Here is a 22,271-nt window from a genome sequence, read left to right as displayed (position 1 = left end):
TATAAACAGTGCAATTTTGTCGAAATCACCATTACTTGTATGACAACTGGCGCTTTTTACACAAGATCATGAGATCTCAGCCCCTAAGATCACCGCCTTTTTATGAGATCGCTGCACTATAAACCTTATAAATAAGCCGTTTAACCACAAACAGTGGTGATCTTTTCTCTATTTTGCAAAAGATCAAACAAGATCACCGCTCTGATCTCATGATCTTTCAAAAAAAGATCACAGACTCTCCTCTGATCTTTCAATAGGATCACGCCCTATCCTCTGTTCTTTCAATAAGATCACGCCCAATCCTCTGAGCTTTCAACAGGATCACGCCCTATCCTCTGATCTCTTAGAAAGATCACTGGCTATCTTCTGTTCTATTAGAAAGATCACTGACTATATTCTGATCTTTTGAAAAGGATCAGGCCCTTTGCCTAGAGCTTTCAATGGGATCACGCGCTACCCTGTGATCCTGTAGCAAGATCGTTGAAGTATGGCTTATCAGAGGATCACCGCTGAGCACTAATGATCCTTGCTTAGGATCATGGCCAGTTGCTAAAGAGCAGACTTATTGCTCTTTAAGTAAGATTGCTCCTAGAGTGGTGGTCGCGCCTAATTCACAGCCGTATAACAGCATGGCACGCTAATCATTATTGATAAGTGATGGTTCATGCCGCGCATCTCTCATGCTGCTGAATAAGCAGTGCCTAGACTGTGCTGCTCTTCTGACCTTTCGTTAAATGGTATGGTAATAGAATAAGCTGAAGGTGCCACTTGATAAGATCGCCAGCGGTAAGTCATGCCATTAACGCTCATGCGTTATGCTTAGAAGATGAGTGCAGTGCTCTGATCCTAGTGAGTCTGTGCACTTAGCTTAAGATAAAGCTATGAGCTACTGATACAATATGCATAGCAGCCCTTGTGCTAATCATTTATTACCTTTATTGCCTACTCTATGTCTTCAAGCAAACTTCATCTACGTAAGCGCACTAAGTTAATCGCAGCCTGTGCAGCACTGACCATAGTTGGTGCTCTAAGTACTGCTGTATACCTGCGCAATGAGATCACATCATCGAGCGTAACGCATTTAAGCTTGGAGAGTATTGCGCCACTTCCTAAGCTTAAGGTGGGTGATCTTATCTTTAGAATGGGAGTTGGTGCTGATAGCTTTGTCATTGCAGATGTCACTAATAGTAAGTACTCACATATGGGTATGATTAGCGCTATCGAGCCTGAGATCTTAGTTACGCACGCCACCACTGCAGATGATGCAGGCTCAAACTTTGAAGGGGTGATTACTATTCCCCTTAAGAACTTTGTTAGCGAGGCCTCTTCTCTAGCCATTGGACGCTATCAAGATCTTAAAGACAGCTCTATTGTGCAGGTGCAAAACTATCTTAAGAGTATTGAAGGCCAGCCCTTTACTATCACTCCAGATCCACAATCCATCTACTGTAGCTCGATGGTGATCTTTGCTCTACAAGATCACGTCACCATGCAAGTTAACAAGACATTTTTAAACATTCCGCTCAACGAGGGCGATTATTACGTCCCGCAGTCATTTATCGAAGATCCCAATCTTAAAATCATCTATGTCTTTGATGATCCTCAATCGCTCTAAAAGTAGCACTAACGTGAACGCCTAACCTTAGCAGTACACAAGCTCACGTTGAAGGTCCAAGGCACTTTAATGTCAATTGCTCTTATAACTTGCTAGCTTAGTAAAAGATCATGCACATGCTAAAGCCTTTACCACTATCACGATCTTTTTCTTAAGACCAAAAACAACAAAGGCACCACAGGTTATGATCCCATGATGCCTTTGCATGATGTTAGGCTCTAGTATTGCTATAGCCTATCTTGTTGCCTGAAGCTAGCAGCTTACTGAGCCTTAGCCTCTGCAGCTGGAGCTGCTGCTTGCTCAGCAGGAGCTGCAGCCTGCTCAGCAGGAGCAGCCTGAACTTCGGCATTAGCAGGAACTAAGTCCTCAGCAGCAACCTCAGCGGTCTCTTCAGCACGAGCCTGGTTTAAAACAACAGCATAGTTGTCGCCAGATAAACGCATTGGGATTGCACTAACAACTTCGCTACCATCCTTGAAGATGAACTTAACGTTAGCAACAGCCTCATTGCCCTCAGCGGTAATGTCGGTAACAACGTACTTAGCAAAACCACCCTTTGCTGCTGCAATAGCCTTGGTGGTGTTTAAGATCTCACCTAAGCTCTGAGAAACTAACTTCTGGTTCTCCTTGGATACGTCAGAAAGATCCATTACTGACAGCATCTTGTGTAAGTCGCTGTTTACAACACCGTCAGCGTAAACCTTAGCAGGGATGGATGCATCTGGAGCATTGTCACCACAGCCGGTTAAACCAGCGGTTAACATAGCTGACACTAATGCAATCTTGGCAATCTTTAACATCTGCAATTCTCCGTGTGGATGGGATTATTCGTTACCTAAGAAGCTCTTATCCTTATGTGCATACAGAGCGCACAATGGCATTAACACGTCTTGCTGGAGTTTTTAGCTACGGTGAAGCAGGTAACTTTCACAGAGCATCGCAAGCAAATACGTTAGTACTCTTAGTCTAATTTTATACTATAGCCGAGCAAAGCGCGAACAACAATGATACGAATGCTATTTTGCGATAGACGATCCAATATTTTTTCGCTTTTGCATGTTTGTATGAGTAAATAGATAATTGCTGCTTGTATAAATGCGCCTATACATGGGACCACTTCATAAGGTGCAAAACCTTAAGGCATTTAGATTGGGCGCATAAAAAAATGCAGGCCTAGTGATGGTCTGCATTTTTTAATCAAAGCATATATCCTATTAAGCTAGCGCTTAGACCTGCTTAACAGCACCAATGATGTAGGTTAAGGTGCTGTGCTGATGTTCCTTTAAGGTGATGAGCCCGTAGCCATTGTTAAAGGCATTAGCAGCACAAGTCATAGGCTCAACAGCTAAGCACTTACGACCTAATTTATCTGGAGTGTACAGCTGCATGAATGGAGCATTAGACTTGCAGTAAACCTTCAGATCCTTGTTCTCGAGCATGACGGTATTCATGCGAGCAGCGCCTTCAGAGATGAAGCAGTGATCGATTTCAACTGGGCCCATAGCACGTGGCTTTTGGAAGTTGAAGCCTAAGTCATCTACAGAGACAACCTCAGTTGGGATCTTGCGCTCGGATAAGGCAAAGGCACGAGTAAATGGCATGGATAATACGCACTCATCGATGAGCTGACCATCAATAGTGATATATGGGTGCATACCGATGCCATATGGAGCGTCTTCCTTGCCTACGTTCTGAGCAGTAATGTCGATCTTAAGACCCATGCCCTCAATAAGCTCATAATTAGCCTGCAGGCTGATTAAGAAAGGATAACCTGGCTGTGGAGGAATAAAGCACTGCAGCTCAACGCCGCTTGCTGACATACTCTTGATGGACCATTCTTGCCAAGCCACTAAACCATGAGAGGCACACTGAGTCTCTTTGTCGTTGATAGGAAGACTGTACTCTTGATTTGCAAAAGTATAGATACCATCAGGAATACGATTTGGCCATGGAGCGAGGATCTTGCCCTGATAGCCCTCAGGAACAGACTCTGGCTTCCAAGGCATGACGATGTCATGACCTAAATACTTTAAGCTAGCAATTGCACCGCCGATGGTTACGATAGTCGCAGTGTAATCACCTGCCTGGAGTAAAACCGTCTTGCCGCTAAGATGCATAAATTCCACCTTGCTTTTGTCTGATTGAAAAGTCCAAAAGATCAATCACGAATACACTGCTTGTGACTAGGTCGTAAAACAAACTAGCTTAGAGAAAGCCTCTACAAGGCTCATCCATTAGTTGATCTTTATATATTGTTTGCAGCACACCATGTGGGCTGACAACACTCACCGGGATTGCTAAACAATTGTTGCACTATGATACATGATACAACAAACTTTGCATTCTTGATTGTAAAAGACCAAAAGATATAGCTAAATTGCGTGCTAACGCAAGTATCTAGCTAAAAAGCGATGACACCCTATCTTGTATCAAAGATGACAGCTCTAATATGTAATGAGCTATACGCCTAGGCTATACATAGCATAATTGCCTTGCTGCTAGTATAGCCTTAGAGATTTGCATCTACATACCTTCACTGCATCCTTTAGAGTACACATTCCTGCCCTTTCATATAACTTAGACGCGTGTTGCCTAAAGCGCTTGTAGCTACGTTGATGCGTGCAAAGATTGAGGCGAGGATAGCGCTGCAAGATATGCTGTATGCAGAAACTAAAAAGCCCTGGCAACTTGAGTTGCTAGGGCATTTTTAGGTCTATTACTTGCGCTTTTGAGAATTAGAGAGCGACTTTAGACCAGAATTTGCAACGAATACCTGACTTGCAGGATCGTTTCACTCATGAATAACAGTTAATGAGGAGAAGTTGTCATTCTCTAAAACTGCCATTACCTCGTCTTCATTGTCTAAGACAATCTGACGGCACTCTGGAGGTAAGTTAACATCATGTGGAGTGAGTCGTAACCACTGCAGGGTATAGAAGACTAAGGCACGACGACAAGTGTAAACCACAGTACCATTCTCTTCCATGCCGTAATCCATCTCAACAGCACGTCTAGCACGCTCAGGTAACTTAGGATTTGCGCATAATACGAGATCGATAAGAGTATTCCAATCACGATCATCACGACCAGAGGTACTTACTATTACGACACCGTTACCACCAGGAGCAGTGAAGCGATCTTCAGGTGCTTGGATGTCCGGTGCAGAACAAGTAAGCAGGCGTGATAGAACAAAATCACGGAATCCATGGCGATTGTAGCAGTAAGCACGTACGTGCCAACGGTTGCCATCGTAAGCAAGACCATGAGGAGCAATCAGGTGTGACTGATCACCATCAGAGCTAACGCTCATGTAGGTAACGTGCACAGCCATACGGCAACGAATTGCTTCAAGAATATTGAAGAGAATCTCAGGGTCGACACTACGGCGTGGAGGTACGAAGGTGGCAACACCTACATTTGGTACATAGCCAAAGAAATTGCGGGACTGAGGTAACTCACCACGGCACAGAGCAAGCAAATCAGCTAAGTAGCTTTGCGGATTAGATACCGTTGGGAACAGTGGCTTGAAGTCTTCAGTACGAACATAGTACTTAAGATGACGATTGTAGATAAGATTCTTACGTCTTGGAGTAGCTTTGCGAACTAACTCAAGGTAGCGAGCTAAATCTAAAGATGCCTGTGGTACAGAGATACCAAAGAAATCAACGAGGTCACTACGATTAACGCGTCCGTCTGAACTTAAACGAAAGTCAATAAACTCAAGGCGTCGTGCCTGGGTCCACTTAAAGGCAATTGCGGGTGGATCCATTGACTCTGTTTCAGACCCATTCGTGCTTGAATAGGAGTTTGCTGCCATACCTTGTCCCTTTCATAGTACTTGCTCATTTAAGCAGTATTAACTGATAGCTACTAATGTTGATAAAACGTAACACTAGCACCAAGCTCCTATCATCAAGCCAGCTTAAAATCGCAAATTGTCGCTGTGCTGTATGAACCACACAATGAACAACAGATCCTGCACATACGACATATGATTAAACAACGATTAAAGTGCGCATCGGCCAATATAAACAATCTTGCAGTATCATTCACACAAGGTGAGCGCAATAAGCCAAGCACTCATTGCAACAAGTCTTCTGGTGAACCTTAACCACACAAAAATCTACATCTAACTGTGCATACACTACCACAAACCCTTTGTCTTACTAGCTACAGGCTATAAGTTCAAAAGGTTTGCATATTCAGACTTTACCATTAAGGTAAAGCCAACAACAGATGGCAAACTAAGCTTATCTTGTGCTGTCCCAATCAGTGAATCAAGCTATTTCACTGCTCATTACTTTATGAAGTAACCTAGCGGAAACAACAAATATAAGTAAATGACAAAGGTCTCTTTAAAGGAGCATACATGTATAAGATCAGAGCACTAACTGCCTAACATGTATAAGCGTTGATTAAAGATGCCTCTGCATGAGCAAGCAAAGAAGTCTTAACTTAGTTGCATACCTAAAGCATTCAAATATTACTCTATATATAAGTAGTTGGGTATTACAGCCAATTCTTATGTCTAGAGCAAAACATGCATAAAATCATTCAGTGTTTAAAAAATGAAGTTCTAAGTTACTGAATGTGCATATATTGAGCTTAAGGGTTGTATCAGTTTTAGTAATGCCCTGTATGGCCCCAAAAGGCATGACAGAGGCTAGAACTCATGTGCTGCAACGAAAAAGAGTATAGCACCAATGTGCATATGGCATTCAATGCAAATGATGGTTAACTAAATATTTATGTACTTGTCACACTCAATTGTAGGTTTAGACAAGGTTTAAATCTTAACTAATTCGTTGAACAAGCTAGCATATGAGCTAACTTAGCTGATCCATACTAGTATACAACACCTTTAGTGAACTGTTTCACAATTCATTTTAACACTTATATAAATTATGTCAACTATAGTTGTGTAAGCATGTTTGGCATTATGTGCAATAATTTTATTTATTGGACTGATGAGTATCCTTATTTTTGATTTGTAGCATAAAGTTTTCTAAGAGTATCTAGGATTTAAACGCACTTACACAAAACTTAGATCAATGTTCAAGCCAATTAGCCTAGTTGATAGAGTTCAAATACTATATAACAGAACAATTGATATAGAGATAAAGTCTCACTTTTATCTCCCTATAAGTGAACTCATATTGCTGAAAAGCCAACTAATATCCTATTGAGGAGCTTAGTTATGTTTAGTAGACCATCATTTAGTCTCTTCCAAAGCACAAAATGCACAGTCATATTCCTTGTGCCCCAAATGATCTCGTTCAATTCGACATCCGCTATGCTGCCTATCCTATAGCCCTGACCTTTATTTTAAGATTGCTGCTCTAAAGATTTATCCGATTTAACTAATAGGCGTAATTCTCCGCCGATAACTCGAAGAGTTTAGGTGGCGATGTAAGTCTATTTATGAAAAAGGGCCTAGCAGCAGTGCTCCTAGACCCTCTTATGATGGCAACTTGTGCCTTATCAAATCTTTTAGCAGTGTTTCTTAGCTTAGATGTTCTAAGCATAAGGTGATCATGCCTGAGACAATGTCTTCACGCATATGATCGGTAACCTCGATCTTTGGCATTAATACGATTTCTGCCTCATTAGTCAGACGACGCTTAAGGCGATCAGCAAGAGCAGGCCCAGACTTAAGGCTCTCAGTATAGACGACGATCAGTGCAGGATTAAGCACGCAGGTGACTGCCTGCAGTGTACGTACTGCAAGATCATCAGCAGCATCTGGGTCAAGTGGCAAGATACCGATATTGTTATACATCGGGAAGTGCTTAACTTCACCAGCTAAGCCATCACGACCTCGGATCAAGGAGCCGTTATAACAGAAGGAGCACACAGGAGATCTACCTGGTACTAATGCTAAACCGCACACGAACTCGTATTGAGAGTGACGTTTAAAGGCTCCTAAAGTAGCAGCATTAATATCAGTTTCCAAAAAGACCGGTAGGTGGAAGCGATTTTTCATATGCTGCGCTAAACGACGTGACAGAGGATCACGACGTAGTGCTGAAGCCATACGGCCGCCAATCGACTCAGATGGCATGGAGATACCGATCATGGAGATCTTTGGGAAGCGCTCTAAGTAGTTCTCAATCGCTACTTTAAACTCATCAGTATGGACGGTCGCAAGTAACTCTTCACGGCGTTCAATACACTCACCAAACAGATCATGAATCGAGTAGCCCGCATAGTCGTGGCCGCCTCTCTTGTAACATGAAATGATGAGCACTAATTTATAGGCTGCATTAAAGTGATAAGTAGAGGCAGGTCTTCCTTTGAGGTTCTTAGTATTAGCACCTACTCTAACCTGTCCAGACTCAACAAGCTGATCGAGGAGCTTATTAACAGTAACTACAGATAAGCCGGTGAGCTTATTTAGCTTAGTTGCAGTTGATACCTGTTCTTTATGAAGAGTCCTGAGAACTGTCTCAAGATTCTTCTCACGGATATCATGGCTCATCAACAGTTGGTTGATATCTTTCACTAATGGCACCCTAAACTAAACAAGGATTAACACACTAACACTCAAGCTCTGCCTTTTGTAAGGTATCGCTTGCTCAAAATAAAGATAGCTACTTTTGACCTATCCAATGACGCTCGTAAAAGAGCTTTGTCCGCCATATAGTACAAAAAGGCCTCAAAATAGCAAACACATTTTTAACACAAAATGACTAATCGCCAAGTAAGTAAAAACACCGAAGCGCCCCTAATCACGAGCTCATACATGCTCAGTGATAGCAAAGCGGCATCTTATTGATTCTAGCATGAGACTAGCATGCAAGTCCTGAGGCCTATCTCAAGCTTTTGCCAATACACAGGCTCATGTCTCACTTTATAGCCCTCATGCGACTTAATCTCAATAATCCCCTGTGCTTATATCTTAAGCACGGCCACCTTGCCAGCCCATAAGGCAAAAGGCAGCGTATTAGCAACCAAGGCCACTAAACTTACAAATTTGATGGCTATTGCCCACCACACTCTCATTTATAGATGGCGAACAAAGATCTCACGCACCACGCCCCATGGCTAGTGCAGCAAGTACCTCGTTTATTAGCACGGCAGAATAACCCGATGTAAGCATCCATTAAGCATCTAGTTAGGAGGTGTGAGACAAGCAAGTTGAGACCGACTGCATACCAATGCTACGGGCTAAATGACTAAGCAGTTACGGGATGTGACGCCTTTATACGGTGCTACCTGTAGAGCTGTCAACGGCTTTGTAAGTGAAGGGCAGCAGTCTCTGCAGGGATTGTGTCTGTATGCTTGGGATGAGTGAAAAAGAGAGGACGAATGGCTGTATCTGATTTTTTGGAGGGCCAAAATAAAAAAGCGCCCTGTACTCAACTGGGTTCACAGTAATACAGGACGCGATCAAGACTTGTTCGGTGGCTATTACATCAATAATGAACTATGGCCACAATACTTAGTATAAGTATTTGCAAATTGTTATCATATACTCAAGCAAATTATCACTGATAAAGAGATTGTCTACGCTTTGATTATGTATCAAGATTTGCATATCTATGGGATTTTCAGCGCCTAGATATGCATTGAGCGCCATACTACATAGATAAAAAATTGTTGCGACTGCGAAAAGGCAAGACATTACTTGCCCACGAATAGCATATTTAAGCCATTTACAAACAAAAAGATCAGCCAATCTCTACCATAAAAGCGCACTGCAGCATAAGCAGCTTTCTGCAAACTTTGCAGTGTATGAAAAACGACAATCCCAAATAAGCTTTGCTATTCAATCAGCCGCATCAGCTCGGTCATTTGCATATTCTGACCAGATGCAACTACTTGCCTGTTTGCATATTCAGAGCAGATGCTGATGCTTGCGCTGGTGCTTGGCCATTTGTGGGGATAATGGTGGATGTCAAAGGTGCCCTATTTTTCACAAGGATCCTAAAGTACGGGCATTTGCCGTTGACACGTAGGTCTTTGCCGTCATCGCCTTTTCTAAACCTTACAATTTCAAATTGACTTGGATTGTATTTGTGCAAGAAAGTTATCGGCACTCCCATGAGTCCAGGGTAGTCTTTAGGAATATCCTTGGTCTTGTTTACGTTGATAGCGTCGCAATTATCGTATTTAGGATAGCAGCGCTCATTTCCTGAATAATGTTTAGTGAGATTGATATCATTGCGCCTTTAAGCTAAATCCAAGTTAGTAAGCCAGAGGCAGTTATTAGTGGAGATGATTTTTTGCCCGTTTGCATTAATATCAACCTCGCTACCATATTGCTCGTAGTGGTCAGGGACAATGAACCCAGAAATGCCACGACCAAGATTAACGCCAAGCCAGGCACGATCGCCTTGGATTAGCTCAAATATCTCTTTGTAAGTGATTGCGTTAATGTTGCCAATTACTAAAAAATCCTTTTGATATGCAACAAGTTGAGCTACAAACTCTCTGAAAAGTGAAAATGGTGGGTTAGTGACAACAATATCTGCCTGCTTAAGTAAGGCCAAACACTCTTCACTTCTAAAATCACCATCGCCTTTAAAGTAGCCTACTTTAGTCGTCTCTTCGCTACCTTCATAAACACAGTAATATGCTTGCCCTCTAGCAGGCTCACTAAAAAGACCCCTACTTTGTTCTTTGTAACACGAAGCTATTAGCTTGCGCAGCCCAAGCTTTCTAAAATTGTGCTTGAAGAACTTAAAGAAATTACTGTCTTTAGGATCATCGGTGTTGCAGTAAACAACCTTATCTACAAAGCAACCATCATAATGCTGCAATTCACGCTCTATATCGCAAAGTTGAGTATAGAACTCGTCGCTTTTAAGCCTCTTGGCTTTCTGTAGGTTCTTATTTGTTGCTTGTCTTGCCATACTCAACCTTTCATTTGATTCCTCAAATCCCTGCCAAGCATCTGCAACGATGTTTCAGCTATCTCAAGCATGATTTCAAACATTTGTTCCTTTGTACACCCCTTACCATTACCTTGTATATAAAATAGAAGCAGCCTGCAACATGATTGTTCTGTCTTCATGCTTAACAAACTTGTTTAACAGTGGTCGATACTGATTACCATGTCATAGACTGCTGAGGTTAGTCTATCTATTCTGTTAACAAGTCCTGAATCATTCTCTAAAGAAACAACCGTCCATCTGAGCGAGCTACATTAATAGATTCACTAAGCAACTTAGAGCCCGCCAAACTAAGCACAAACGTAAGATACCTGATCTGAGAGCAGCAACGAGGTAAGCCTGGCGTTACTGTATGACTTATACCACCAAGATCTTAAACTGCTAGATATAACTTTAAGGTCAACTAAAGGTTCTGAATCCATTAATGATGGTCATATACATAGCCCAGTAGAATGATTGGTGTTACTAAAGTCTGTACTGCTTCTATATATGTAGATGGACACTATCTGACCTTAGCTGCAGCTACTTTGGCATTGCGATTACCTACACAGGTACCATCTTATGAGCAATGCAGTCAGCTGATACATATATATGTATGTATGTATGTATATGCCTGTGAACGTGTTACCTGGCTGAAGTATTCAATAGATATTAAGCTTGTTGCTTGAAATAGCAACCTGCCTAGTTATAGATGGTGATGAGGCCTCACGCTATAAGATCGGCTGCCACACGCTATAGCATAGGCAGCCTCAACTATGTGCTAGCCTGGCATTGCATTATGGGCTTGGTAGGCCTCGTGACTTTGAGTTGATAATGAGTAGCTTTGCGTAATTTGCTTTGCACCATTGCGGGCGAAAAGAGAAGGTGCAGCGGTAATTGGCATGGAGTTTAATTTCATTGAGACATGTCAAATTGAAACTTCACTCCAGAATATGACCTAAAAAGCGCCCTTTTGATACTAGTTTTTCAAGTGAGACTCTTTGCAGTGTTTTTGCAGTAATCGGCACCTTGGATCCAAGATAATGCCCAACTTTGGCTAATCTACTAGGTTTAGCACCTATTAATTGATGCGGATGTGACTGCGTTTAAGAACCGATTTTCCATAAGCGTTACTTATATATCTTTTATTCTCAAATAGATACACGTGCTTATAAACAGCATGCACATCATCTTTTGAAAAATTTCACATCAATTTAGTGGCGATAGCTATTTATTAAAATCATTTAATTAAGTAGGTTTATTAAAGTTCTGAATGTCACAAGTTGTGATCTAGATTACATCATAGCCATCTAGCCTAATCCCAATTACCTATAGCTAACCTTTGTAGATAAGGGATTTATGCGCTTTTAGATCACCGATTTTATCTATGACATAATATTTATACTTATCATTTTTAGTGCAACCGCACTGCCATGGGCACCGTTTTGGCAATTTAGTGTGAAGATCATCACGTTTATAGTTATCCGACGCTAACCAAAATCAGAATTGGTACGTGGCTTTTTACGGTGTTGTTGACTATATTGTTTTTGAGTTTCGCAGGTGCTCTTGCGTGTAAGCTTTCTCTTATACATCAAGCACCTAAGTTAAGCTGTTTTGCTCCCTCTTTCGTGGAGACTGAAGGTGAGATAAGAACTCTTAATGGCGTAACTTGCGGATCTTTCCCGTTAGTTCATTTGCTTAAACGTTAGGATTGTCTTCTGACATCTCCTGAAGGTAAGCGGACTACGACGGCAGTCCTTGTCAAACTGTCTTAAGTGCCCCGTAACAAGGTTCGGAGCGGTTGTACACAGTCATTTCTTGCAGGTCTGTGTATGTATTAAGGCTAAAGGATATGCACTCAAGTCAAGTGCTCCTTGTATGCCTTTTATACCTGCTGTTTCGAGACAGTATCGCAAGATATTGTGCACTTGGCTTTTACTACTTAAAAAATGGCTAATACATCAGTTAAGTATTAACGGTTGATGTGTTGACACAAACGCCAAGAAAAGGCGTTTGCAAATAAAGCTTCAATCTTGATGCTTACTGAAAGTCCTCATATTAGAACATTCTTAATGCATCGCGTAGTAAAAGAAAAGTCGTATCCCTGTGCAGAAGTCATAAGTAAGTAGCTAAGGCTAAGAGAAAATTGATTTGATGCATATTAAAGGAGCCTACTTTGCTTCAGATTAGATTACACGGCCGTGGCGGTCAGGGCGTAGTTACCGCAGCCGAAATGCTGTCACTCTCAGCATTCTTAGAAGGCCACTGTGCACAAGCTTTCCCAAGCTTCGGTTCCGAGCGTACAGGCGCTCCAGTTGTTGCATATGCTCGTATTGATCAAAAAGAGATCAGAACTCACGAGCCAATTTTATGTCCTGATGCTGTAGTTGTTCAGGATCGTACTTTATTAACCGCTTTAGACGTATTCGCTGGTTTATCTGATAATGGCTACGCCATCATCAACACCAACGAGTCCCCAGAGGAAATCGTTCCAGAGCTGGTTAAGCGTTTACCAGCTGGTCACGTTTACACTGTACCAGCAACTGACTTTGCTATGCAGAAGATTGGTCGTCCACTTCCAGGTGCACCAATGATCGCCGCTTTAGCAGCTGTTACCGGCATCTTCAAGCTCGAGTCAGTACAGAAGTCATTCCAAACCCGCTATCCAGGCAAGGTCGGTGATGCTAACGCTGAGACCGCTGCTTTAGCTTACGAATTTATTAGCAACATCAAGAACGGAGGCGCAAATGCTTAAGCAAATCGAAGGTTCTCTTGGTATCGCTGAGGCCGTTGCCCTTTGCCGTCCTGGTGCTGTATGTGCTTACCCAATTTCCCCACAAACTCACATCGTTGAGAACGTAGGTAAGCTCGTAAAGGAAGGCAAGCTCAAGGAGTGCGAGTTCATTAACTGTGAATCCGAGTTCTCCGCTATGTCTATCTCCATCGGTGCTGCAGCCGGTGGTGTTCGTACCTACACTGCTACTGCCTCTCAGGGTCTCCTGTTCATGGCAGAAGGCGTATACAACGCATCAGGTTTAGGTCTTCCTATGGTTATGACCGTAGCATCCCGTGCTATCGGTGCTCCTATTAACATTTGGAACGACCACTCTGACTCCCTGTCACAGCGTGACTCTGGCTGGTTACAGTTATTCTGTGAGTCCAACCAGGACGCAGTTGACACCCACATCATGGCTTTCAAGATCGCTGAAGAAGTTGGTCTTCCAGTCATGGTTCTGATGGATGGCTACGTATTAACCCACGCTTTTGAGCGTATGGACATTCCATCACAAGAGCAGATCGATTCATTCTTACCTGAGTACAACCCTAAGGAGTTCTTAGATCCTAAGCAGCCTATTTCTATGGGTGCTATGGTTGGCCCAGAGGCATTTACTGAGGTTAAGATTTTACAGCAGCGCAAGATGGCTAAGGCTATTGGCGTTATCGAGAAGGTTACCGAAGAGTACCGTAAGCTCACCGGTCGCAACTCTGGCGGCTTAGTTGAGTGCTACAACTGCGACAATGCTGACGTTAAGATCGTTATCGCTGGTTCTTCAGTTGGTACTGCTAAGGACGAAGTTGATCGTCTCAATGAGCAGGGCTACAAGGTTGGCATTATCTCATTAAAGGCCTACCGTCCATTCCCATACGAGGCAATGAAGGCAGCTATCGGCGACTGCAAGAACGTTGTTGTTCTTGAGCGTGCATTCTCCATCGGTGCTCGTGGCATTATCGGCCCAGAGGTTGAGCGCTCCATGTACGGCACTGACTGCAAGATCCGTTCTGTAGTAGCTGGCTTAGGTGGTCGTGCAATCTTAGGTTCAACCATCAAGAACATCGCTGATCTGGCTCTTCAGGGCAAGTTAGTTGAGGAATTAACCTTCGTTGATGCTCAACCTAATGTCCTCAACAACTACTTAAAGGATGCCGAGGGTGTTTCTTTTGCAGACGGCCCTATCGCTGAGAGCGACATCATTAAGTCTGTACGCTAGTTCTGGAGATCGCAATGTTAGACAAGATTCATTTCTACCAGACCGGTTCCAACACCGTAGGTAACCGTCTTTTAAACCCATCCATGCGCGCTGTTCAGGCCGAGGTGGATCGTCCTAACACCTTAACCTCTGGCCACCGTGCTTGCCAGGGTTGCGGTGAAGCTTTAGGTGCTCGTACCGCTATCGACGCTGCAATGCGTGCAACCAACGGCAACTTAGCTGTATGTAATGCTACTGGCTGTCTTGAGGTTTTCTCTACTCCATATCCTGAATCAGCATGGCGTTTACCATGGATCCACTCCTTATTCGGTAACGCAGCTGCTGTAGGTACTGGTATGGCTGCCGCTGCTAAGGTTCGTGCCTTAAAGTATGGTGGCAAAGAGACCCGTATTATCGCCCAGGGTGGTGACGGTGGTACCACCGATATCGGTTTTGGTCCACTCTCTGGTATGTTTGAGCGTAACGATGACGTTTTATACATCTGCTACGACAACCAGGCATACATGAACACCGGTGTACAGCGTTCATCTGCTACCCCTCCATCAGCTCGTACTGCAACCACTCAGTTAGTTGGTGATCACCCAGGTTCTGATTGGGGTAAGGGTAAGAACGTTCCACTGATTGCTATGGCTCACGGTATTCCTTACGTAGCCACCGCAACCGTAGCTGATCTTCGTGACCTTGAGTACAAGGTTGAGAAGGCAATGAGCTACCGTGGTGCTCGTTACATCCAGATTTTCGTTCCATGCCCATTAGGCTGGGGTAGCGCATCATCAAGCACTGTAACTGTTGCTCGTTTAGCTGTTGAGACTGGCTTCTACCCAGTATTCGAGGCTGAGTACGGTAAGGTAACTTCTGTACACAAGATCAAAGAGAAGCAGCCAATCATCAACTTCCTCAAGTTACAGCGCCGCTATGCTCACTTAACCGGCAAGAAGGCCGATCCTAAGGTACTCGAGGCTCTCGAGAAGATGTGCGAAGAGAACATTCGCCAGTACGACATGATGGGCGATTCCGTCCCTGAGACCGTACCAACCGCCATTCAGGCTTACGAGCGTCAAGAGTTAGTCTAAGGAGCCGTTCAAAATGATGAAAAAACCATTCGCCACAACCCTTGATCCTGCTTCATCCTTAAGCAATCACACCGGTTCATGGCGTACATTACGTCCAGTTAACGTATTCAAGCTCCCACCTTGCAACAAGCAGTGCCCAGCTGGTGAGAACATCCAGCAGTGGCTCTACTACGCATCAGAGGGTGACTATGAGCACGCATGGCGCGTTTTAGTTGAGCAAAACCCACTCCCAGCATGTATGGGTCGTGTTTGCTACCACACCTGCGAAGGCAAGTGCAACCGTGGCTTCTTAGATGAGTCCGTAGGTATCAACTCTGTTGAGCGCTTCTTAGGTGACTACGCTTTAGCTCACAACTTAGCTTTCAAGAAGCCAGCTCGTGAGACCGGCAAGCGTGTATTAGTTATCGGTTCAGGCCCTGCTGGTCTGTCCGCTGCTTACCACTTACGTCGTTTTGGCCACACTGTTCACATCGTTGAAATGGCTAAGATGGCTGGCGGTATGATGCGTTACGGTATCCCTGTATACCGTCTGCCACGTGAGATCTTAGACGCTGAAGTACAGCGCATTCTCGACATGGGCGTAACCATCGAGTACGGCCGTAAGATCGAAAATGTTCTTGCTGAGAAGGAAAACGGCAAGTACGACGCAGTTATCATGGGCATGGGTGCTTCATTATCTTCAAATGTTGACATCCCATCTGGTGATACTACCCGTATTCTTACCGCTTTAGACGTTTTAGAGAAGGTTTCTACCGATGGCGACATTCAGATCGGCCGTAAGGTAGCAGTTTACGGTGGTGGTAACACCGCTGTTGACGTAGCTCGTTCTTTACGTCGTTTAGGCGCAGAGCCAATCATCGTTTACCGTCGTAACCGCGATAAGATGCCAGCTAACGAAGAAGAAATGGATGGCGCTATCGAGGAAGGTATTGAGGTTAAGTGGTTATCCACCATCGATCAGGCTCAAGGCGAGACCTTAAAGATCGAGAAGATGGCACTTGACGAGAAGGGCAACCCACAGCCAACTGGCGAGTACGAGGACATGCCTGCTGACTCCGTAGTTTTAGCTATCGGTCAGAACGTTGATTTATCTCCTTTACAGGCTATTCCAGGCTTAGAGTTACAGAAGGACGCTGTTACCGTTAACACCACTACCTTCGAGACTACCGTATCTGGTATCTTCGCAGCTGGTGACATGGTTCCAGGTGACCGTACCGTAACTGCCGCTATCGGCATGGGCAAGCATGCAGCTCGCGGTGTTCACGGCTTCTTATCTGGCCGTCCATACGTAAAGGCAGAGAAGCACGAGGATGCACGTTGGGAAGACATGCACCCATTCTACTACTCCGATGCTCCTAAGAAGATTCGTCCTCAGCTCGAGCTTGCTCGTCGTACCTCAACCTTCGACGAAGTTCAGCACGGTTTAACCGAAGAGAACGCAGTTTTCGAGGCTCGTCGTTGCTTATCATGCGGTAACTGCATGGAGTGCGACAACTGCTACGGCGTATGCCCTGACAACGCTGTTATCAAGTTAGGCCCAGGCAAGGGTTATGAGTTCAACTACGACTACTGTAAGGGTTGTGGTGTTTGTGCTCAGGAGTGTCCTTGCGGTCACATTAAGATGGTTCCAGAGAAGATCTAGTCTCTTTGTCCCATCTAGTGGTTCAGGCGGGGACGCCTGCCTGAATCCAACACTAAATTCTAATCTGAAGGGGTTTCTCCCTTATCTCAAGCGGGCTCAAGCCCGCTTTTTTATTGCCGCTCACCAACTAGCACGAAAATCTACAAGAACAGTGCGTTTCCCTTAATTAAACCCTAAAAGATTATTCCCCAAGCTTTCAAGCGATCAATCCTCACAGTTCCTGGTATAAACCCTCCTATATATCAAGCGATGTGCTATGCTAACTTCAGTATCATTGCACGCAGCAGTAGAAAGCAAGCTTTTGCTTGCACAATCAAGCTTATCTTGGCTTAGCTTAGCTTAGCTTCTGTCTCTTGCTGTAAAAAGGAATTATCATGAGCAACCGCAGCTATTTATACGTTAAAACTCCAGATAGTGAGGGGTTTGAGGGCCTTTCTGAGTGGGCCTATGAAATCCCTCTTAGCCACATCCTCATGGTTAGTGGCAACTGCACTAAAGTTAAATCCCATATCTGGGAAAGTGACGATCCTCTAGCCTTATGTGGTGACTTTGATGCAGGCTACAAGAACTTCTTTGAGTTTTTAGATAACTGCCATCAGCAAGGTGTCTTATCTGACGAGACTTTCAACCAATTATCTAACGACAGCCACGAGTTCTTAGACAAGTACTTAGGCAAAAATGCCAAGGTCTTTCTTGAGGTAGTCGAGATCTTTGAGATGGATGATCCTGACGACTTTGAGGACTTTGATGAGTCTCAGTATGAAGATGAGGAAACTGCATTTTTCATCTACATGCTCGATGATCTTCACAAAAACAATGTGTTAAATAAGACCTACCTCAAAGACAGTCTCAATCAGCTTAAGAACTTCAAAGAGCAAGGCCAAGACGACGCTATTGATGAGGCTCTAGGCATCGAGTGGGATGACGTGCTCTTTTACGAATAGTGCTATCTGACTAAAACCCCAATCAGCTAACGCCGCACTACCACATCCACTACCGCCTAGTGATAAGTGCTCATTACCGTGCCATAACCCCTACCCTGGCACGGTACTCTAAACAATATAGCCGCCACGCAATGCATTGACCCATGCCAACCGCTGCAGCCTCATAGCCCTATCCGCAGCGAGTGCAGTCCCTCTCCTGCATCCCTCTTTTATGCGCAATAACACTCCAAAAGCTTATTGCCCTATCCCATGATCCTTGTCATTTACTTCGCTACAGCATTATGCCTTTACAGCGGCATAGCTTTTCAATAGCTTAGGGTTATGAGCGCAAACATGGTGGAGCAGCTTGCTACAGCAAGCTAGCGCTAGCACCTCTAAACAGCCTGTGGCTAAACAATGACACAACTAGCGCACTTCTATAAGAAAGACGATTCCATCACGATGATCTCATGCCTACAATGTGTGCGCGGCATTTTTATGGAGCTAAAGTAAAAACAGCAGTCGAATGACTGCTGCTTTTAAGGATTTTGCGGTGCTTATGCTTATGCTTAAGCTAAAGCTTATTAACGGCGGTGATCGCAGGTTGGATCGCCTGAGCCGTTGTAGAAAGCATCGAGCTGATCTTGGGTAAACTTCTTACCACATGCACACTTGCCTTCAAATGGCTTGCCGTTCTCATCATAGTAGACGATGAACTTGAGGTGGCCTGCTAAGCTGTAGTGACGCTCTTCACCGACACGTACACCAGCCTTGAAGTTTGACTCCATGTGAATCACACCACTCTCATAGTAAGTCTTAGCAATGCCTTCCCAGAAGCCGTTTACAGCGTTACCTTCAGTTTCGACATTACCATTGTCGTAATAAGTACGCTCTAAGCCCTCTGGCTCACCGTGGTTATAGAAAGCCTCATGCTTCATTAAGCCACGCTTCTCATCATCACCCATGAACACAATCTTACGATCGCCGTTCTCATCTTTTGGCTTGATGATAGAAACACCTGAAGTCTCTAAAACCTTTTGGGTTGCCTTAGCACCCTCACTCTCTGGCTCAGTGCTAGTGTCTAAAGAGTAGTACTCACGATCCCAGCCATTCTTCTTGCCATCGGAGAAAGTAGTCTCTGACTCAATGTAGCCATTCTCGTAATACATCTTACGAGTGCCGTTGAGTTCACCATCTTGGTAGAAAGCTACACGCTGAATCTTGCCAGAAATGTAGAACCACTTCTCAACACCATGCTTAACACCGTTTTGGAATGGTGTCTCATGGTTGAGCTGGCCATCTGAATAATAAGAACGAGCTACACCGTGAATAATGTTATGCACATAAGGTGTCTCATTCATGATGGCACCTTGAGAGGTGAAGGTAGAGCTAATGCCGTGACGATCACCGTGCTCGTATTGATTTACATTCTTAATGGTGCCGTTTGGATAGAACTCACGCTGAGTACCATCGATGATGTCATCGGTGTAGTATGACTCTCGACGGATAGCATTACCCTGCTCAAAGTACTCAGTGTCAGCACCCTGCTTTTTAGAAAGACGATAGCTAGTAGTGCGGCGAATACCACCGTCTTCAAAGTACTGCTTCTCAACACCCTCTTTATAGCCTTTTACCCAAGGTGTTTCGATTTGAACATTACCGTTGGCAAAAAACACACGCTCGCGTCCGTGACGAATACCATCAACTAATGGCGTCTCAGAGCGGATCATGCCATTTTCAAAGTAACTGCGCTCGGTAGTATGCTTCTTGACTCCATTTTGAGCAGCCGCTGCATTAGGATCTGCCTTTGCTGCAGGCGAGCTTTGGGCTGCAGGTGCATTGAAAAACACCTTAGCCAAAGCTTCGACAGTAGACATACCTGTGGATGCAGCTTGCTGTGGAGCTGCAGGCCTACCCATGTCATTGGCAGGTTTGTCTTGCTTAGCTGGTCTATCACCCGGCATTAAGTGAGTGAGCTTTGGACCAGCGGCCAGCATTAGCTTTACGTTTGGATCTTGCTTGGCCTTTCTGAACTCTTGGTTAGTGTTCCGCACTTTCAGACATGCCCCTAAAAAGTTTCTCTAATAAGAGAAAGTAAACCAATAGCAATTACACATGACAGCACCTGGCTATAAAGGTGTTGCATATGCCCCGAGCTACGAGCATCACAAAGCTAAGCAAAAGCACCTTGTTGCCACCACCACTGGCCGTTTTGTACAGCTATGGCAAGAAAAGGCACTGAAGTTACGGACAAATCAACTAACAGTACTTTTCGTGAACTACAAGGATTAACTCTTAATGACTATCTCTGTGCATGCCTAGTCAATAGAGATCATGCATAGCAAACGCTATACAAATCCCTAATGTTGAGTCAATTTATAAACCTATTCTTGAGTTAAAACATCCTCAAGAAAGATCGCTTTAACAGTAATCTTGCTCAAAAGACTACATTGCATCAAAGCCGTCGTTTTGATGAGGTGCTATAAGATCACACACCTAAGCCATCTAGATTTACTCTTATGCCATAAGCTTTAGCATAAAAGCACTAAAAAGTGCCATGGATAAAGCCTACACAAAAGAGATTCCATTAAGGCTACTTAATGGGTCGAGATAGCGACTAAAACAAAACAACACTTTGCTCTAAGCAAAGATCGTGCATACTTTAAAAAGCAGTATGTGATTCTGTTGTGATTACACTAAAAAAGACATTTCATCAGTCATAACCACACACATATCAAAGTCTAATATTACTTACTTTTAAGAATATTTCACGATCGATCCTCAACCGCTTAGCAATTTTGAGTACGTCATCACCAAACTAGCGAGTAAAACCTTACAGTTTCTCTCAATTAGCAAAGTATCTTAGGTAAGTACACTGCTTATCTTTCATCAAATATCGCCGCGCAATTGACTAGCCATTTGGCCTGTAAAAAGAACTACTGACCAAACTTAGGTACCCTGCTCGCTAAGATACCAATAAAGCCCATAAGTACATGCCAGTACAAAACCTAAAAACATCTATCAAAACCACGTAAGAGCGCTAACACGAACCAAAGGCGTGTATGCAGATACCTTAATAGTCTGACGCTGTTTAGCATATGCTATGAGCTAAGGCCGCATATTCTACCCTAAAGTTATTAAGTTTTGATGCATATACGGTAAAACTTGGCTGTATCTGCACTTATATGGCCTCAAGGATATCTTTAGCCTCAGAGTTCTTTGCATAGAGCCCAACATATACACTTCCTAGCTGCTCAGAAAAATAAACATGTTGCTCACACTTAATGACGTCAAGTTGATTAAAGGCACTCTGTCTTTTGCTATTTTTAGACTATAAAAACGTGGATCGTTTCTTACTGCACACATGTTAAGTATGATTGGCAAGATATTCGCAATTTAAAACTTGACTCGCTTCACTTTGTCAGATGATCGATTTCTTATAATCTGAGCAAGTGTCATATACTCAAATCATAGTTTAGAACCCTATTTTCATTGCCAAAGACAAACTACTCCCTGTCTTTTGCACTTAGCGCCTAATGAGGCTAAGGACGTGACTATGCTAAAACTGTCAGTAAGGGAATTTACAAGAAAACTTACACTCCCATTACTTGGATTAGTTATGGCTGCAGTTACACTAACCTTCCCTGCAACTGCATCTGCTGAAGTTTTCAAAACTCACTTCTTTACCGTAGATTTAGGCAACACCTGGCATGTACAAGGAAGACCTCAGAACATGCCGCACTCAGTTAACGTCAACTTCGTTAATCCTGGTGTGCAATCTAGCGTTAATATCGTCGTAGGCTCTGGTCAGATTCACCCAACTAAGTTACTTACTGACTTACAAAGAACCTTAGTAGCTCAGCATGCTAAAGTTAATCCAATTGAGAGACAAGGCGACCTGCTCTACTTTGAGTTCATACTCAACGGCATCAAGGGTTACTCATGCGCCGGTACCAATGGCAAAGATGTTTCTAGCATCACCATCTTAGGCAAGCCTGAAGTAGCCTTTAGAATGCTCCACACCCTCAAGGCAAAGGATAAGAAACTCTTTCCACCTCTTAACGCAACTTGAGGAGATGAATTTGATATAATTTTCTAGAAGTAGGAAATTAGGAGTCCCCATGTCCCAGTCAAAGAGTTATGTAGCCAAAGAAAA

General features: G+C 43.7%; 12 protein-coding genes and 2 pseudogenes. 7 read left to right on the top strand and 7 right to left on the bottom strand.

What is annotated here, in order from left to right:
- Nucleotides 1-949: 949 nt before the first annotated feature.
- Nucleotides 950-1,615 (top strand): YiiX/YebB-like N1pC/P60 family cysteine hydrolase, encoded by a 666-nt coding sequence (locus H524_RS0100575; protein WP_027938829.1) that lies wholly within the window; start codon nt 950-952, stop codon nt 1,613-1,615.
- Nucleotides 1,616-1,875: 260 nt separating this feature from the next.
- Here the strand turns inward: H524_RS0100575 and H524_RS13465 are convergent, their stop codons facing one another.
- From H524_RS13465 to H524_RS17960, 6 genes and pseudogenes are all read right to left on the bottom strand, one after another.
- Complete coding sequence (locus H524_RS13465) at nt 1,876-2,415, bottom strand: nuclear transport factor 2 family protein (RefSeq protein WP_044121147.1); 540 nt, start codon at nt 2,413-2,415, stop codon at nt 1,876-1,878.
- 426 nt (nt 2,416-2,841) lie between these two features.
- A complete protein-coding gene (locus tag H524_RS0100565; protein WP_044121146.1) occupies nt 2,842-3,732 on the bottom strand; it encodes an aldose-1-epimerase in 891 nt (296 codons plus the stop codon).
- 674 nt (nt 3,733-4,406) lie between these two features.
- On the bottom strand, nt 4,407-5,432 hold the full coding sequence (locus H524_RS13460; protein WP_084281565.1) for a helix-turn-helix transcriptional regulator: 1,026 nt from the start codon (nt 5,430-5,432) through the stop codon (nt 4,407-4,409).
- Between the two features lie 1,686 nt (nt 5,433-7,118).
- The gene (locus tag H524_RS0100555) at nt 7,119-8,117 is read right to left on the bottom strand and encodes an ROK family protein (RefSeq protein ID WP_156907494.1); all 999 of its coding nucleotides are present in this window, start codon (nt 8,115-8,117) and stop codon (nt 7,119-7,121) included.
- Nucleotides 8,118-9,432: 1,315 nt separating this feature from the next.
- Nucleotides 9,433-10,470: pseudogene (locus H524_RS13455) on the bottom strand (adenine-specific methyltransferase EcoRI family protein).
- 2 nt (nt 10,471-10,472) lie between these two features.
- Nucleotides 10,473-10,733, bottom strand: a pseudogene (locus tag H524_RS17960) (EcoRI family type II restriction endonuclease); the annotation flags it as partial.
- Between the two features lie 1,931 nt (nt 10,734-12,664).
- Here H524_RS17960 and H524_RS0100535 point away from each other — a divergent pair.
- From H524_RS0100535 to H524_RS0100510, 5 genes are all read left to right on the top strand, one after another.
- Nucleotides 12,665-13,243 carry a 2-oxoacid:acceptor oxidoreductase family protein gene (locus H524_RS0100535; RefSeq protein ID WP_027938826.1) on the top strand — a complete coding sequence of 193 codons (579 nt, stop codon included), beginning with the start codon at nt 12,665-12,667 and terminating at the stop codon, nt 13,241-13,243.
- Nucleotides 13,236-14,477, top strand: a complete 1,242-nt coding sequence (gene porA / locus H524_RS0100530; protein ID WP_027938825.1) for a pyruvate ferredoxin oxidoreductase — start codon at nt 13,236-13,238, stop codon at nt 14,475-14,477. The genes H524_RS0100535 and porA overlap by 8 nt, the downstream gene beginning before the upstream one ends.
- A 14-nt stretch (nt 14,478-14,491) precedes the next feature.
- Nucleotides 14,492-15,550: a thiamine pyrophosphate-dependent enzyme gene (locus H524_RS0100525; RefSeq protein WP_027938824.1), complete on the top strand. Its 1,059-nt coding sequence runs from the start codon at nt 14,492-14,494 to the stop codon at nt 15,548-15,550.
- 13 nt (nt 15,551-15,563) lie between these two features.
- Nucleotides 15,564-17,192 carry an NAD(P)-binding protein gene (locus H524_RS0100520; protein WP_044121143.1) on the top strand — a complete coding sequence of 543 codons (1,629 nt, stop codon included), beginning with the start codon at nt 15,564-15,566 and terminating at the stop codon, nt 17,190-17,192.
- Nucleotides 17,193-17,566: 374 nt separating this feature from the next.
- Nucleotides 17,567-18,136, top strand: a complete 570-nt coding sequence (locus H524_RS0100510; protein ID WP_027938822.1) for a DUF7822 domain-containing protein — start codon at nt 17,567-17,569, stop codon at nt 18,134-18,136.
- A gap of 563 nt (nt 18,137-18,699) precedes the next feature.
- On the opposite strand, the gene H524_RS0100505 is transcribed toward H524_RS0100510, so the two are convergent.
- Nucleotides 18,700-20,169, bottom strand: a complete 1,470-nt coding sequence (locus tag H524_RS0100505) for a toxin-antitoxin system YwqK family antitoxin (RefSeq protein WP_027938821.1) — start codon at nt 20,167-20,169, stop codon at nt 18,700-18,702.
- 1,565 nt (nt 20,170-21,734) lie between these two features.
- On the opposite strand from H524_RS0100505, the gene H524_RS0100495 reads away from it, so the two are divergent.
- Nucleotides 21,735-22,187 carry a hypothetical protein gene (locus H524_RS0100495; protein WP_027938820.1) on the top strand — a complete coding sequence of 151 codons (453 nt, stop codon included), beginning with the start codon at nt 21,735-21,737 and terminating at the stop codon, nt 22,185-22,187.
- Nucleotides 22,188-22,271: the final 84 nt, after the last annotated feature.

This window comes from Anaerobiospirillum succiniciproducens DSM 6400 (assembly GCF_000482845.1).
In the GTDB taxonomy this organism is placed as follows: Bacteria; Pseudomonadota; Gammaproteobacteria; order Enterobacterales; family Succinivibrionaceae; genus Anaerobiospirillum; species Anaerobiospirillum succiniciproducens.
The sequence above is the reverse complement of the archived record's forward strand: the minus strand, read 5'-3'. Positions and strand labels throughout refer to the sequence as shown.